This is a genomic window from Ensifer sp. ENS07, assembly GCF_014852185.1.
Classification (GTDB): domain Bacteria; phylum Pseudomonadota; class Alphaproteobacteria; order Rhizobiales; family Rhizobiaceae; genus Ensifer; species Ensifer adhaerens.
Genome location: NZ_JACVBE010000004.1, coordinates 289,153 through 301,263, shown reverse-complemented (window position 1 = coordinate 301,263; position 12,111 = coordinate 289,153). Strand labels below are relative to the sequence as shown.

General features: G+C 64.3%; 13 protein-coding genes. 9 read left to right on the top strand and 4 right to left on the bottom strand.

Going from position 1 to position 12,111, the window contains the following annotated elements; translation table 11 throughout:
* Positions 1-8: 8 nt before the first annotated feature.
* Positions 9-782 (bottom strand): enoyl-CoA hydratase, encoded by a 774-nt coding sequence (locus IB277_RS16425; RefSeq protein ID WP_060519737.1) that lies wholly within the window; start codon positions 780-782, stop codon positions 9-11.
* Between the two features lie 46 nt (positions 783-828).
* Positions 829-1,719, bottom strand: a complete 891-nt coding sequence (mutM, locus tag IB277_RS16420) for a bifunctional DNA-formamidopyrimidine glycosylase/DNA-(apurinic or apyrimidinic site) lyase (protein ID WP_034797500.1) — start codon at positions 1,717-1,719, stop codon at positions 829-831.
* 172 nt (positions 1,720-1,891) lie between these two features.
* Here mutM and ubiE point away from each other — a divergent pair, with 172 nt between their 5' ends.
* The 5 genes from ubiE (at position 1,892) to IB277_RS16395 (ending at position 6,369) form a co-directional block, all read left to right on the top strand.
* Positions 1,892-2,668 (top strand): bifunctional demethylmenaquinone methyltransferase/2-methoxy-6-polyprenyl-1,4-benzoquinol methylase UbiE, encoded by a 777-nt coding sequence (ubiE, locus tag IB277_RS16415; RefSeq protein WP_034797505.1) that lies wholly within the window; start codon positions 1,892-1,894, stop codon positions 2,666-2,668.
* 5 nt (positions 2,669-2,673) lie between these two features.
* Entirely contained in the window at positions 2,674-4,248 is a 1,575-nt protein-coding gene (gene ubiB, locus IB277_RS16410) for a 2-polyprenylphenol 6-hydroxylase (protein WP_090300967.1), read from the top strand.
* A 222-nt stretch (positions 4,249-4,470) separates the two neighbouring features.
* Entirely contained in the window at positions 4,471-5,001 is a 531-nt protein-coding gene (locus IB277_RS16405; RefSeq protein WP_090300969.1) for a GNAT family N-acetyltransferase, read from the top strand.
* A 169-nt stretch (positions 5,002-5,170) separates the two neighbouring features.
* Positions 5,171-5,431, top strand: coding sequence for a hypothetical protein (locus IB277_RS16400; RefSeq protein ID WP_034797516.1), 261 nt, complete (start codon positions 5,171-5,173; stop codon positions 5,429-5,431).
* A 158-nt stretch (positions 5,432-5,589) separates the two neighbouring features.
* Positions 5,590-6,369, top strand: a complete 780-nt coding sequence (locus IB277_RS16395; RefSeq protein ID WP_090300971.1) for an SDR family oxidoreductase — start codon at positions 5,590-5,592, stop codon at positions 6,367-6,369.
* 52 nt (positions 6,370-6,421) lie between these two features.
* Here the strand turns inward: IB277_RS16395 and IB277_RS16390 are convergent, their stop codons facing one another.
* Positions 6,422-7,294, bottom strand: a complete 873-nt coding sequence (locus IB277_RS16390) for a LysR family transcriptional regulator (protein ID WP_060608333.1) — start codon at positions 7,292-7,294, stop codon at positions 6,422-6,424.
* Positions 7,295-7,652: 358 nt separating this feature from the next.
* On the opposite strand from IB277_RS16390, the gene IB277_RS16385 reads away from it, so the two are divergent.
* The 3 genes from IB277_RS16385 (at position 7,653) to IB277_RS16375 (ending at position 10,208) form a co-directional block, all read left to right on the top strand.
* A complete protein-coding gene (locus tag IB277_RS16385) occupies positions 7,653-8,246 on the top strand; it encodes an ankyrin repeat domain-containing protein (RefSeq protein WP_060608558.1) in 594 nt (197 codons plus the stop codon).
* 11 nt (positions 8,247-8,257) lie between these two features.
* Positions 8,258-8,728 (top strand): nucleoside deaminase, encoded by a 471-nt coding sequence (locus tag IB277_RS16380; RefSeq protein ID WP_110818543.1) that lies wholly within the window; start codon positions 8,258-8,260, stop codon positions 8,726-8,728.
* A gap of 211 nt (positions 8,729-8,939) precedes the next feature.
* Complete coding sequence (locus IB277_RS16375; RefSeq protein WP_060608338.1) at positions 8,940-10,208, top strand: MFS transporter; 1,269 nt, start codon at positions 8,940-8,942, stop codon at positions 10,206-10,208.
* 6 nt (positions 10,209-10,214) lie between these two features.
* On the opposite strand, the gene IB277_RS16370 is transcribed toward IB277_RS16375, so the two are convergent.
* Positions 10,215-10,991: a DUF4239 domain-containing protein gene (locus IB277_RS16370; RefSeq protein ID WP_060519720.1), complete on the bottom strand. Its 777-nt coding sequence runs from the start codon at positions 10,989-10,991 to the stop codon at positions 10,215-10,217.
* Between the two features lie 212 nt (positions 10,992-11,203).
* Between IB277_RS16370 and IB277_RS16365 the strand changes: the two genes are divergently transcribed.
* Positions 11,204-12,106: a cation diffusion facilitator family transporter gene (locus tag IB277_RS16365; RefSeq protein ID WP_034797525.1), complete on the top strand. Its 903-nt coding sequence runs from the start codon at positions 11,204-11,206 to the stop codon at positions 12,104-12,106.
* Positions 12,107-12,111: the final 5 nt, after the last annotated feature.

The following is a 12,111-nucleotide window of genomic DNA, read 5'->3' as shown; positions in this document are numbered from 1 at the left end:
GCTCTGGGCTAGCGATGTTTGAACTCCGGTTTGCGCTTGGCGACGAAGGCGGCCATGCCTTCCTTCTGGTCTTCGGTCGCAAACAGCGAGTGGAAGAGCCGACGCTCGAAACGCAGGCCTTCGGCAAGCGTCAGCTCCAGCGAGCGGCTTACGGCCTCCTTGGCCATCATCACCGCGGGCAGCGAGAAGGAGGCGATCTTCTCGGCAGCGGTGAGCACTTCCTCCATCAATTTCTCCGGCGCCACCACACGCGAAACGAGTCCCGCGCGTTCGGCCTCGGCCGCATCCATCATCCGGCCGGTCAGCACCAGGTCCATGGCCTTCGCCTTGCCGACGGCGCGCGTCAGGCGCTGGGAACCGCCCATGCCGGGAATGACGCCGAGGGTGATTTCCGGCTGGCCGAACTTCGCGGTCTCGGACGCAATGATGAAGTCGCACATCATCGCCAGCTCGCAGCCGCCGCCAAGCGCGTAGCCGGAAACGGCAGCGATCAAAGGCTTGCGAGCTGCCGCCACCTGGTCCCAGCCGCCGATGAAGTCGCCGAGATAGCTGTCGACGAAATCGAGCGTCTGCATCTCCTTGATGTCGGCACCGGCGGCAAACGCCTTCTCCGAGCCGGCGAGGACCACGGCGCCGATCTCCTTGTCGGCGTCGAAGGCCTTCAGCGCCGCGGCAAGCTCGCGCATCACGGTCGAGTTCAGCGCATTCAGCGCCTGCGGACGATTGAGCGTCACCAGGCCGACGCGGCCGCGTGTTTCGACCAGCAGCGTTTCGTAGGTCATTTCTGTTTCCTCCGGTTCATGCACCAGACCGCTCACGGACTGGCGTTCATTTCTGGCAGTGCGGGCAATAGAAGGTTGAGCGTCCCGCCTGCACGATGCGGGCGACCGTACCGTCGCAGCCGGGCGTGCGGCAAGCCTGTCCTTCGCGGTCATAGACGGAGAAGGAGTGCTGGAAGTAGCCGAGCGAGCCGTCAGCCTGGATATGGTCCTTCAGCGACGATCCGCCGGCGGCAATGGCATCGGCGATGACCTCGCGGATCGCATCCGTCAGGCGCACGAGCCCTTCCTTCGGCTTGCCGCGCTTGTCGACGAGCGCGCCGGCCGGTTTCAGCGGCGACAGGTGCGAGCGCCAGAGCGCCTCGCAGACATAGATATTGCCGAGACCGGCGATGTTCTTCTGGTCAAGCAACGCCGCCTTCAGCGGTTGCGCCTTGCCGGAAAAGCGTGCGGCGAGATAGGCGGCATCGAGCACGTTTCCGGTCGGCTCCTCGCCGAGCGCGCGGAAATAGGCGTGGCTCGCCACCGTGTCGCGGCGAGCAAGGTCCATGAAGCCGAAGCGGCGCGGGTCGTTGTAGATCACCCGCACCGGGCCTTGCGCACCGTCGAGATGGAAGATGACGTGATCGTGCTTTTCATCCTTGCCGCGTGGATGGTGGAATTCGCCGGGCGTTGTTGCCGCCGGCCCCACCTCGATGCGGAAGGAACCGGACATGCCCAGATGGGCGATGATCACGTCGCCGGCTTCCAGATCGATCATCAGATACTTGGCGCGGCGCGACAGCGAGACGATGCGCTGGCCGGCAACGGTCGAGGAGAAATTCTCCGGGAAGGGAAACCTGAGATCCGGACGGCGCAATTCCGCATTGACGAGCAGCGCCCCTTCCATGGTCGGCGCGAGGCCGCGCTTGACGGTTTCGACCTCGGGCAACTCCGGCATGAACGCACTCCTTCGATCTCAGCCACCGGATGCGGTGGTTGGCATTTCCTTGGCGGCCTTCTTATCCTATAGGGGTGCGCTATGCCGCAGCCGCAGTCCCGCCCACGAGATAGCGTGTGACGGGCCTTTTCGCTATGGTGCCGGAAAAATTGGTTCAGGTGGAGTTCTTCGTATGACGGATCAGCGCGTATCGGCCGATGGCGGCATGGAAACATCTTTCGGTTTCCGCAACGTCGGCACGGGCGAGAAGCAGCCGCTCGTCAACGACGTCTTCCACAAGGTGGCCAAGCGTTACGACATCATGAACGACGTGATGTCGGCCGGCCTGCACCGCGCCTGGAAGGATGCGATGATCGCGGCCCTCAACCCGCCACGCCGCGAGGGCTACAGGACGCTCGACGTTGCCGGCGGCACCGGCGATATCGCCTTCCGCATCATCGAAGCCTCCGACCGCAAGGCACATTCGACGGTGCTCGACATCAACGGCTCGATGCTGGCCGTCGGCGCCGAGCGGGCCGAGAAGAAGAAGCTCTCCGCCAACCTCGATTTCGTCGAGGCCAATGCCGAGGACCTGCCTTTCGAGGCCAATACCTTCGACGCCTATACGATTGCCTTCGGCATCCGCAACGTGCCGCGCATCGACGTGGCGCTGAAGGAGGCATACCGGGTGCTGAAGCGCGGCGGCCGGTTGCTGGTGCTGGAGTTCTCCGAAGTGGAGATGCCGCTGCTCGACCGCTTCTATGATGCCTGGTCGTTCAACGCGATCCCGAAGTTCGGCAAGCTGATCACCGGCGATGAAGCGCCCTACCAGTATCTGGTGGAATCGATCCGCAAGTTTCCGAACCAGAAGGACTTCGCGACGATGATCAAGGAAGCGGGCTTCTCGCGCGTCTCCTTCACCAATTACACCGGCGGCATCGCAGCGCTGCATTCCGGCTGGAAAATCTGATCCCGATGAGCACGCCTGGAGCATATATCCGCCTCGCGCGGATCGGCTGGGTTCTCGTGCGCGAAGGCGTCGTCTCGGCCGTCCCGACGGAGCACCTGCCACCCTTTGCCCGTTTCGCCCAGAAGGCGGCCGGACTTTTGGCGCGGCGCAGAGTGCCGGGAGAGGAGCGTAGCGACCGGCTGTCGCGCGCCGTCGCCCGGCTCGGCCCCTCCTATGTGAAGATCGGCCAGTTCCTCGCAACCCGCCCCGACGTCGTTGGCGCGGAGTTTGCCGCAGACCTGTCGCTGTTGCAGGACCGCATGGCGACCTTCCCGCAGAACGAGGCGAAGGCCGCGATCGAGGGATCACTCGGCCGGACGGTCGACGATCTCTATGCCGAGTTTTCCGAGCCGATGGCCGCGGCCTCGATCGCTCAGGTGCACCCGGCGATCGTGATGCGCGACAGCGGCCCTGAGAAGGTCGCGGTCAAGGTCATCCGTCCCGGCGTGCGGCAGCGCTTCGCCTCCGACATCGAGGCGATGTATCTCGTCAGCCATATGCAGGAGCGTTTCCTGCCCTACACCCGCCGGCTGAAGCCGGTCGAGGTGACCAAGACGCTGGAACAGACGACGAAGATCGAGATGGATCTTCGTCTGGAGGCGGCCGCCCTTTCCGAGCTTGGCGAGAACACCAAGGACGATTCCGGCTTCCGCGTGCCGAAGGTCGACTGGGAGCGGACCGGGCGCGACGTCGTCACCATGGAGTGGATCGACGGCGTCAAGATGTCGGACATCGAGGGCTTGAAGGCCGCAGGCCACGACCTCAACCTTCTAGCCGAAGTGCTGATCCAGTCCTTCCTGCGCCACACCCTGCGCGACGGCTTCTTTCATGCCGACATGCATCAGGGCAATCTCTTCGTCGACGATGCCGGCCATATCGTCGCCGTCGACATGGGCATCGTCGGCCGCCTCGGCAAGAAGGAACGCCGGTTCCTGGCCGAGATCCTCTTCGGCTTCATCACCCGCGACTACCAGCGCGTGGCCGACGTGCATTTCGAGGCGGGCTATGTGCCTTCGCACCACGACGCTGCGAGTTTCGCCCAGGCGATCCGCGCGATCGGCGAGCCGATCCACGGCCAGCCGGCCGAAACCATTTCGATGGCGAAGCTGCTGACGTTGCTCTTCGAGGTCACTGAGCTCTTCGACATGCAGACCCGCCCCGAGCTCGTCATGCTGCAGAAGACCATGGTGGTCGTTGAAGGGGTGGCTCGCACGCTCAATCCGCGCTTCAACATGTGGAAGGCCTCCGAGCCGGTCGTCGGCAAGTGGATCCGCGACAATCTCGGACCGAAGCGCATCGTCACCGATTTGCGCGACGGCCTGCATGCCGCACTCAGGCTGGCTGAAGCCGCGCCCGAAATCGCCGCCCGCACGGAGAAGTTTTCGAGCGAGATCATGGCGATGAGCGAAAACGGTCTGCGCTTCGACGCCGAGACCGCGCATGCGATCGGCAAGGCGGAAGCGAAACACACGCGCTCCGGCCGCATCGCGCTGTGGCTCATCGCCGCCACGCTCGCCTATATCGCCTGGCAGGTGACCTGATCCCGCCCGCGCCCGAACCGGCGCGGCGGGCTTGTCTTTCTACCCACGCTTGCTATCCTTCCCGCATGGATAATCGCTCTATTCTCACCATGGTGCTTTGCACGCATACCCCAGGGGTGTGCGGGAGACCTGTTGCGCTGACTTAAGCGAAATGTCCCCCACCAACCCTGCCGAGGCGAGCAGGGTTGGGACCTGTTTCCTCGGAACCAAAGAGAGGAAACAATGACCGACGCAACCGACCCTTCAGATATCAACATCCGCGCGGCCCGCGTCGTCGATTTCGAAGCGATCGCGGCGCTGATGAGCCAGCCGGGCATCCGCTCGGGCACGCTGCGCCAGCCGTTCGCCACCCCGGAACAGACACGCAAGTGGTTGGAGAGCCTCTCGGACGACAGCGTCGTCATCGTCGCCGAGCGCGCCGACCGGATCCTCGGCATGGCCGGACTGCATCGCAGCAAGGGGCGCCGGCATCATTCCGCGGCCCTTGGGATCAGCGTCGACGACACCCATCGCGGCGAGGGCATCGGTAAGTCGCTGCTGACCGCTCTGATCGACGCCGCCGATAACTGGCTCGGCATCAGCCGCATCGAGCTTACGGTCTTTACCGACAACGAGCCCGCGATCGCGCTCTACCGCAAGGCCGGCTTCGAGATGGAGGGTACGCACCGGGCCTATGCGCTGAGGAACGGTGTGCTGGCCGACGTGTTCGCGATGGCCCGCATTCGTGAGCCTGCGGCGCCGAAGGCCGCTTGAAGGCCGCAACGGCCGGCAACCGGCACGGACTGTGGCCGGCCGATTGCGATCCAGCGCAACCGCCGGCAGCATCCTGTTCCATCCGGAACTGCGAATATCTCGGCTTCATGCGACTTTCGTCTCATGGATGACGAAGGCTCATCCCAACCCATCCGGAGGAGAGATCATCATGCGCAAGTTCATCGTCGCAGCCGCTGTCGCCATCACCGCTGCCATCTCCTTTGCAGCACCTTCGCAGGCCGGTGGTATTTCGATCGGCTTCGGCAACGGCTACTACGGTCATGGCTGGAGCGGCCGTGTCGGCTACGTCGGCAGCTATTATGGCGGACCCTACTACTACGAGGACGAACCCTATTGCTTCCTGAAGACGGTGAAGCGCTACGACAGCTACGGCAACCGCTACTACAAGAAAATCCGCATCTGCCGCTAAGTGACAGAATGAGGGAGGGCGCTTGAGAGCCCGGCCGCGGTGCGGCCGGGCTTTTGCATTCCGACATCCACTGACGTCAAAACGATTCCGCTGCGAGAAAATCTGGTGTAGCTCGGATGCCAAGCCATTCTGAATTCCGCAATCGAGGAGGGTCGGTCATGGATCTTGGTATCGCTGGAAAACGTGCGCTGGTGCTTGGCGGCAGCAAGGGGCTGGGGCGCGGTATTGCCGAGACTCTCGCCGGCGAAGGCGTCATCGTGGCGCTGACCGGCCGCGACGCGACATCGGCGGCCAAGGTGGCAGGCGACATCAGCCCTTCGGCGCGCGGCTACGCCCTCGACCTCTCGAAGCCCGAAAGCCTCGATGGCCTGCTGGACCAGCTCGAAGCCGATTTCGGCGCGATCGACATTCTGGTGCTGAATGGCGGCGGGCCGCCGCCCTCACCTGCCTCGGTCATCGAACCGGACTTCTGGCGGGCGCAATTCGAGACCATGGTGCTGGCCGGCATGCGCATCGCCGGCCGGCTGCTGCCCGGCATGCGGGAACGCCAGTTCGGGCGCATCATCGCCGTCGCCTCCACCAGTATCCGCGAACCGATCGTCGGGCTCACCGCGTCGAATGCGCTCAGAAGTGCGGTTGCCGGCTGGCTGAAGACGCTCGCCGGCGAGGTCGCTGCCGACGGCGTGACCGTGAACCTGCTTCTGCCCGGAAGGCTTGCCACAGACCGCACGCTCAGCTTCGACCGGATGGACGCCGAAAGCGAAGGGCTCGATATCGAGACGGTCGCAGCCCGCAGCCAACGCGACATCCCGATCGGCCGCTACGGCACGCCGGCGGAATTCGGGGCGGCCGCAGCCTTCCTCGCCGGCCGTCAGGCGAGCTACATCACCGGCGTGGCGCTGCCCATCGATGGCGGCCTCAGCCGCTCGATGCTCTGATACCGTTCTGGACATTTCCGCCGACGGATTGGGGTGAGCTACGAAGGCGACGTCATACCTCGTCCCGACTGTCATCGCCGATGAGCGCCGAGAGGTCTTCGGCCAACCGCGTGACCAGCGCGCCGGCCTCGGGCCGGTAATAGAGGGCGATCTCCATCGTCTCGATCATCGGCAGTCCTTGCTGCGGCCCCACCGTCCGGTGCCGGTCGTGGACGACGCGGGCCGGCAGCAGGCTGATGCCCAGCCCATCGGCGACCGCCGACTGAATGCTAGCGAGGCTGGAACTGGTATAACTCACGCGCCAGCGTCGCCCTGAGGCATCCAGTGCCGCCACCATGTCGTCGCGATAGAGGCCGCGCGGCGGAAAGACGACGAGCGGCAGAGGATCGAGCGCCAGAACAGGATGGGCGGCGCTGTCGATCCAGCACAGGCTTTCCTGCCACTGTTTCACGGCATCGCCCGTGCCGCGGCGCTGCTTGACGACGACGATATCGAGCTCGCCGCGATCATAGAGCGACCGCAGCTCGCGGCTGAGCCCGCTCGTCACTTCGAGCCTGACATTCTCGTGGCGGCGGGCAAAGGCCGCGAGTGTGCTGGTCGTGCGGCCGGCGGCAAAGTCTTCGGGCAGGCCGAGGCGCAGCGTCGCGGCAACCGATGCGCCCGAGAGAAGCTGCCGCACTTCCGCGTCCAGCGCCAGCATGCGCCGCGCATAGCCGATCAACTGCTCGCCCGCTTCCGTCAGGCGGACCTGGCGATGGCTGCGTTCGAGCAGCCGATGGCCGGCCTGCTCTTCCAGCCGCAGGACTTTCTGGCTGACGGTCGACTGGGTGGAATTGAGCCGGCCGGCCGCAGCGGTGAAACCGCCGCAATCGGCCACCGCCGCGAAGGCTTTCAGCAGATCCAGATCGAAAGGTTGAGCATTCATATTTCCACTTGATAGCATTCATACATTTAATTTCCAAATGAATGCGGCACTGCCTATGGTCGCACACGGGAGGGCCACGCCGGGCGCGGGAGAGGTTCGGCGGCGACGCGTGTCTTGCGCCCTTGAAAAGGTCACGGATCGGCTCAAGTAAGCACGAGATTGCGATGAGCAAGAGCGGCACGGATGGAGCCCTTTCAAGGTTTCCTCGTCCGCCCTTAACCGGAACCATTGCGATCGACCGGCCCATTCGGCCGGCCCGCATGATCGGAAAGAACAAATGCGACCAAGACTTTTCGGCTCGCTGATCGGCGCATCCCTTGCCGCCTTCAGCCTTGCACCTCAAACCGTGGGGGCCTCGATGCTTGAAAACCAGCTGATCTCCGCCGCCGAGACCGGCGATCCAGACAAGGTCAAGGCGCTGCTCAAGGAAGGCGCGAGCATCGAAGCGCGCGACGCCAGCGGTGCGACGGCGCTGCTCGCCGCCACCCATGAAAATCGCGTCGATGCGGCGCGTGCCCTGATCGAGGCCGGCGCCGACGTCAACGCCAAGGACAAGATCCAGGACAGCCCCTATCTCTATGCCGGCGCGCGGGGGCATCTCGACATCCTGAAGTTGACGCTTGCCAATGGCGCCGACCTTAAGAGCACCAACCGCTATGGCGGAACGGCGCTGATCCCGGCCGCCGAGCGCGGCCATGTCGAGACCGTCAAGACCTTGATCGAAGCCGGCATCGACGTCGATCACGTCAACCGCCTCGGCTGGACCGCGCTGCTCGAAGCCATCATCCTCGGCAGTGGCGGTGAAAAGCACACCGAGATCGTACGCCTGCTGATCAAGGCCGGCGCAGACGTGAACCTTGCCGATGGCGAGGGTGTCAGCCCGCTGACCCATGCCCGCCAGCGCGGCTATGGCAAGATCGAGAGGCTGCTGGCCGACGCCGGCGCACGCTAGAAAGAACTCTCATGACCCAGGAACAGACCTATCTGGCCGAGGCAGTAACGCTTGCCCGCCGCAACATCGAGAAAGGCGGACGCCCCTTCGGCGCCGTCGTCGTCAAGGATGGCGAGATCGTCGGTCGCGGCGTCAACGAGATGTTGTCATCCGGCGACCCTACCTCGCATGCGGAACTGAACGCGTTGCGTTCCGCCGCCCAAAACCTTCGTTCCCCGCGGCTCGAAGGCGCCGCCGTCTATGCCAGCGGCCAGCCCTGCCCGATGTGCCTGGCGGCCATGCGCATGGCCGGGATCACCGAGATCGCCTATGCGAACTCGAATGCCGACGCCGAACCCTTTGGCCTCTCGACCGCAGCGATCTATGCGGAACTGGCAAAACCGCTCGCCGAGCAGGCCATGCGCTTCCGCCATGTGCCGATCGACGATGCCCAAACGACACCGCTTTACGCCGCCTGGCAAGAGCGCCAGGCCAAGACTTGAGTCGTCGGGCCAACGCCCGGCCATCACGTTGCGAATAGACCCGAGGCGGCCGACGGCCGCCTCGGGCTTTTCTGTTCATTCCGGGCCCCATTGGGAATCGACGCCCCTTGCCGAACACACGTGCCGGCTGTAATCGCATAGGCGTTTCTTCCTTTTGTGCCGCCCCATCTCTTAAGGAGACCGGGCGGATTCCAGCCAGCAGGTGCCCGTGATGACTGCCTATTCCGAAAAAGCCGGCCGCTTCGTCGCGCTGCTTCTCATCGCGGGCTCCGGTGTGGTGACGATCGCCAAGGGCATGAGCCTGACCTTCCTTGCAATCCGCCTCCAGCGTGACTTCGGCCTCAACCCTGCCAGCATCGGCGCGTTGATCGGCGTGGGGCCGCTGCTCGGCGCGATCGTCAGCCCCTTCGCCGGCACGCTCTCCGATCGGATTGGCCGAAAAGGCGTGTTGACCGTCGCACTCTTCATGGCCGGACTGGCGCTGGCCGGGCTCGGACTGGCACAATCGATCGCCGCCTTCGCGCTGGCCCACATCGTTTCCGCCGTTGCCGCCGCCGTTTTTGAACCGGTCGCGCGCGCCTTGATGAGCGATGCGGCGCCTGAACATCTGCGCCTCAAGGTTTTCTCCTGGCGTTATCTCGCCATCAATGCCGGCTGGGCGATCGGGCCATTGATCGGCGTATGGGTCGGCGCTGCCTATGTGACGCTTTTCGTCATCGCGGGCGTCATCCACGCAGCCTTCGGTCTCGTACTCTTGCTCACGGTACCGGAGGCGAGCAGCAGGCAGGCTATCGAAACCGAACGAACGTCAGGGAGTGCCGGTGGCTGGCGCGGACTTGTCGCCGCCTTGCGTGACCGGCGCCTGGTCTTCTTCGTCGTCGGCGGCACGCTGCTTCTCGCCGTTCACGGTCAGTGGTCCGTGACCCTGTCGCAGTATCTCAATACCGGCTTTGAGGACGGCGTCACGCTCTTTGCGCTGCTGGTTTCGACCAACGCGGTAACGGTGCTGGTCGCCAGCACGCCGGCCCGCTTCGTCATCGAACGGATCGGCGCCCTGCACGCGCTGTCGCTTGGCAGCCTGCTGTTCCTGATCGGCGAAATCGGCTTTGCCGCCTCGTCCGGAATGGAAATGCTCGTCGCCTCGATGATCCTTTTCACCATAGGCGAGGTGCTGGTCGTGCCGTCGGAATATGTGCTGGTCGACGGAATTTCGAACGCCGGCAACCGCGGCACCTATTTCGGTGCCCATTCACTCTCGACGTTTGGAAACTTCCTCGGGCCGCTCACCGGCGGCCTTGCGCTTGGCGCCGTCGGCGGCGCCGGCATGTTCCTGCTGTTCGGGGCATTTGCGGCGGCAGGTGCGCTTCTGTTTGCGATCGGCCATTCCATGCCGCCGCCGCGTCCTGAGGCTGCGCGCACCACAGCGCTCGACGATGGCGCCGCCACGGGAGACCTGCTGCGGCTGGGGCAGTTCGCTTGAGACCGGTTATCCGCCGGTCGCGGGCGACGCGTTGATCTGCTCCTGTACCCGTTCGAGTGGCCCCGGCGCCAGTGCTGCCGGCGGCTGATATGGATTGGAGAAGGCGTAGATCAGGAACAGGATGATGCCGGTATAGGCGCCGAATAGGCAGAGCAGCAGCAGGTTCCGCCGCCTTGGCGGATAGGCATAGTAGGCGAGCGCGATGAAGATCACGCCGGAGAGTGCCGCGAACCAGAAGATGCTGTCGATCGAGTCCGCGACGTTGCTTTCCCGCTTGGTTCGGCTCTGCGAAACGTCGTGCAGCCGCTCCAGCATCTGGCTGCGCAGGCTCTCCTGACGCTTGTCGGCGGGCACGAGGTTCAGCACATGCTGGTAGGCCTTGTCCCAGAACGCCCAGGCCTCATTTGAAAGACGGCCCTTGTCGGCCAATGACTGCCACTCGCCGTCGATCACCTGGGACACGTAGGCGGAGATCGCCTGCTGGATCGGTGCCTTGAAGCCTTCGCCGTAGCGTGCGGCATCATAGTAGATGTCGGCGATAGCGCCGGCTTCGGTCGCCATTTCGTATTTGAGCTGCTGGTACTCGACCATCTCCTGCGCGAACACGAGCGCAAGGATCAGGCCATGCAGTGCCGAGATCCGGAAGATGACCGAACTGGCCAGCTCCTTTTCATGGCCCTCGGCCTCGCCGCCCATGATCAGCCGCATCAGGAAGTACGCAGCAAGCGTCAGGGCGACCGTGCCGCACACGAAGAGAGCACCGAGCAGCATCTCGACGATCATGTCCCCTCCATAGCCCATTCTCCTGCCGCGGGCTTTCGTCAATTCTGAGCCCACGACCGGCGAAAGACAACTGCACGCCCCGGACCAGGCCCTGGCGGCTGTCTTGCGGCGGGCCGAAACGCTATGCTTGCAGCGCCATCCACCCGTCTTGCCACCATTTCGACACTGCCAACGCCTAAGCACCGCGCCAAAACTGGAGTAAAAACAATATCATGAGTGCGCCAAGCGAACAGACAGTCCTCAAACAATCGATCGCGGCCACCGTGGTCGTCGGGGTGACGGGCGTTATCTTCGGTCTGCTATCGGGCTCGGTTTCCATCGTGTTCGACGGCGTCTTCTCGGCCGTCGACGCCTCCATGACCCTGCTTGCGCTTGGCGTGACGCAGCTTATCCCGAAGCCGAGCAAACGCTTCCAGATGGGCTTCTGGCACATCGAACCGATGGTGCTGCTCTTCAATGCCGGCCTTCTGACCCTGCTTTCCTTCTACGCGATGGTGAACGCCGTCGGCTCCATTCTGTCGGGCGGCAACCACCTCGCCTTCGATTGGGCGATCGCCTATGCCGCCGTCGTCGTGGTGATCTGCGCCTTCATGTTCTTCTATGTACGCCGGGCGAACCGGCCGATCGGCTCGGAGTTCCTGGCGCTCGACGTGCGCGCCTGGGCGATGTCCGGCGCGATTACCTCCGCCCTGCTCGTCGCCTTTGCGATCGCCGCCGCCTTGAAGGGAACGGCCTACGAGTACGTCACGCCCTATGTCGACCCGGCGATCCTGATCGTGCTGACGCTCTGCCTGATCCCGCTGCCGATCCGCACGGTCTTCCAGGCGCTGAAGGAGATCTTCCTCGTCGCACCCGCCGAGCTTGACGAGCGCGTGCGGCAGGCAGCGGCGAACGCCGTCACACGCCACGGCTTTGCCGATTACCGCACCTATGTCGCCAAGGTCGGGCGCTCCAAGACGATCGAGGTCTATCTGATCGGAACGCCCGAAACCAAGGTCGGCACGCTCGCCGAACTCGACCGGATCCGCGCCGAGATCGGCGAGGAGATCGGTGATCCCGGCCATGACCGCTGGCTGACGATCGCCTTTACCGGCGACGCGCGCTGGGCGGAATAGTCCCG

Coding starts and splice junctions, on each gene's coding strand:
- IB277_RS16380 (WP_110818543.1), top strand. CDS start 8,258: ATGACCCAGGAACAGACCTATCTGGCCGAGGCAGTAACGCTTGCCCGC.
- IB277_RS16370 (WP_060519720.1), bottom strand. CDS start 10,991: ATGATCGTCGAGATGCTGCTCGGTGCTCTCTTCGTGTGCGGCACGGTC.
- IB277_RS16385 (WP_060608558.1), top strand. CDS start 7,653: ATGCTTGAAAACCAGCTGATCTCCGCCGCCGAGACCGGCGATCCAGAC.
- IB277_RS16400 (WP_034797516.1), top strand. CDS start 5,171: ATGCGCAAGTTCATCGTCGCAGCCGCTGTCGCCATCACCGCTGCCATC.
- IB277_RS16405 (WP_090300969.1), top strand. CDS start 4,471: ATGACCGACGCAACCGACCCTTCAGATATCAACATCCGCGCGGCCCGC.
- IB277_RS16375 (WP_060608338.1), top strand. CDS start 8,940: ATGACTGCCTATTCCGAAAAAGCCGGCCGCTTCGTCGCGCTGCTTCTC.
- ubiE (WP_034797505.1), top strand. CDS start 1,892: ATGACGGATCAGCGCGTATCGGCCGATGGCGGCATGGAAACATCTTTC.
- IB277_RS16390 (WP_060608333.1), bottom strand. CDS start 7,294: ATGAATGCTCAACCTTTCGATCTGGATCTGCTGAAAGCCTTCGCGGCG.
- IB277_RS16425 (WP_060519737.1), bottom strand. CDS start 782: ATGACCTACGAAACGCTGCTGGTCGAAACACGCGGCCGCGTCGGCCTG.
- mutM (WP_034797500.1), bottom strand. CDS start 1,719: ATGCCGGAGTTGCCCGAGGTCGAAACCGTCAAGCGCGGCCTCGCGCCG.
- ubiB (WP_090300967.1), top strand. CDS start 2,674: ATGAGCACGCCTGGAGCATATATCCGCCTCGCGCGGATCGGCTGGGTT.
- IB277_RS16365 (WP_034797525.1), top strand. CDS start 11,204: ATGAGTGCGCCAAGCGAACAGACAGTCCTCAAACAATCGATCGCGGCC.
- IB277_RS16395 (WP_090300971.1), top strand. CDS start 5,590: ATGGATCTTGGTATCGCTGGAAAACGTGCGCTGGTGCTTGGCGGCAGC.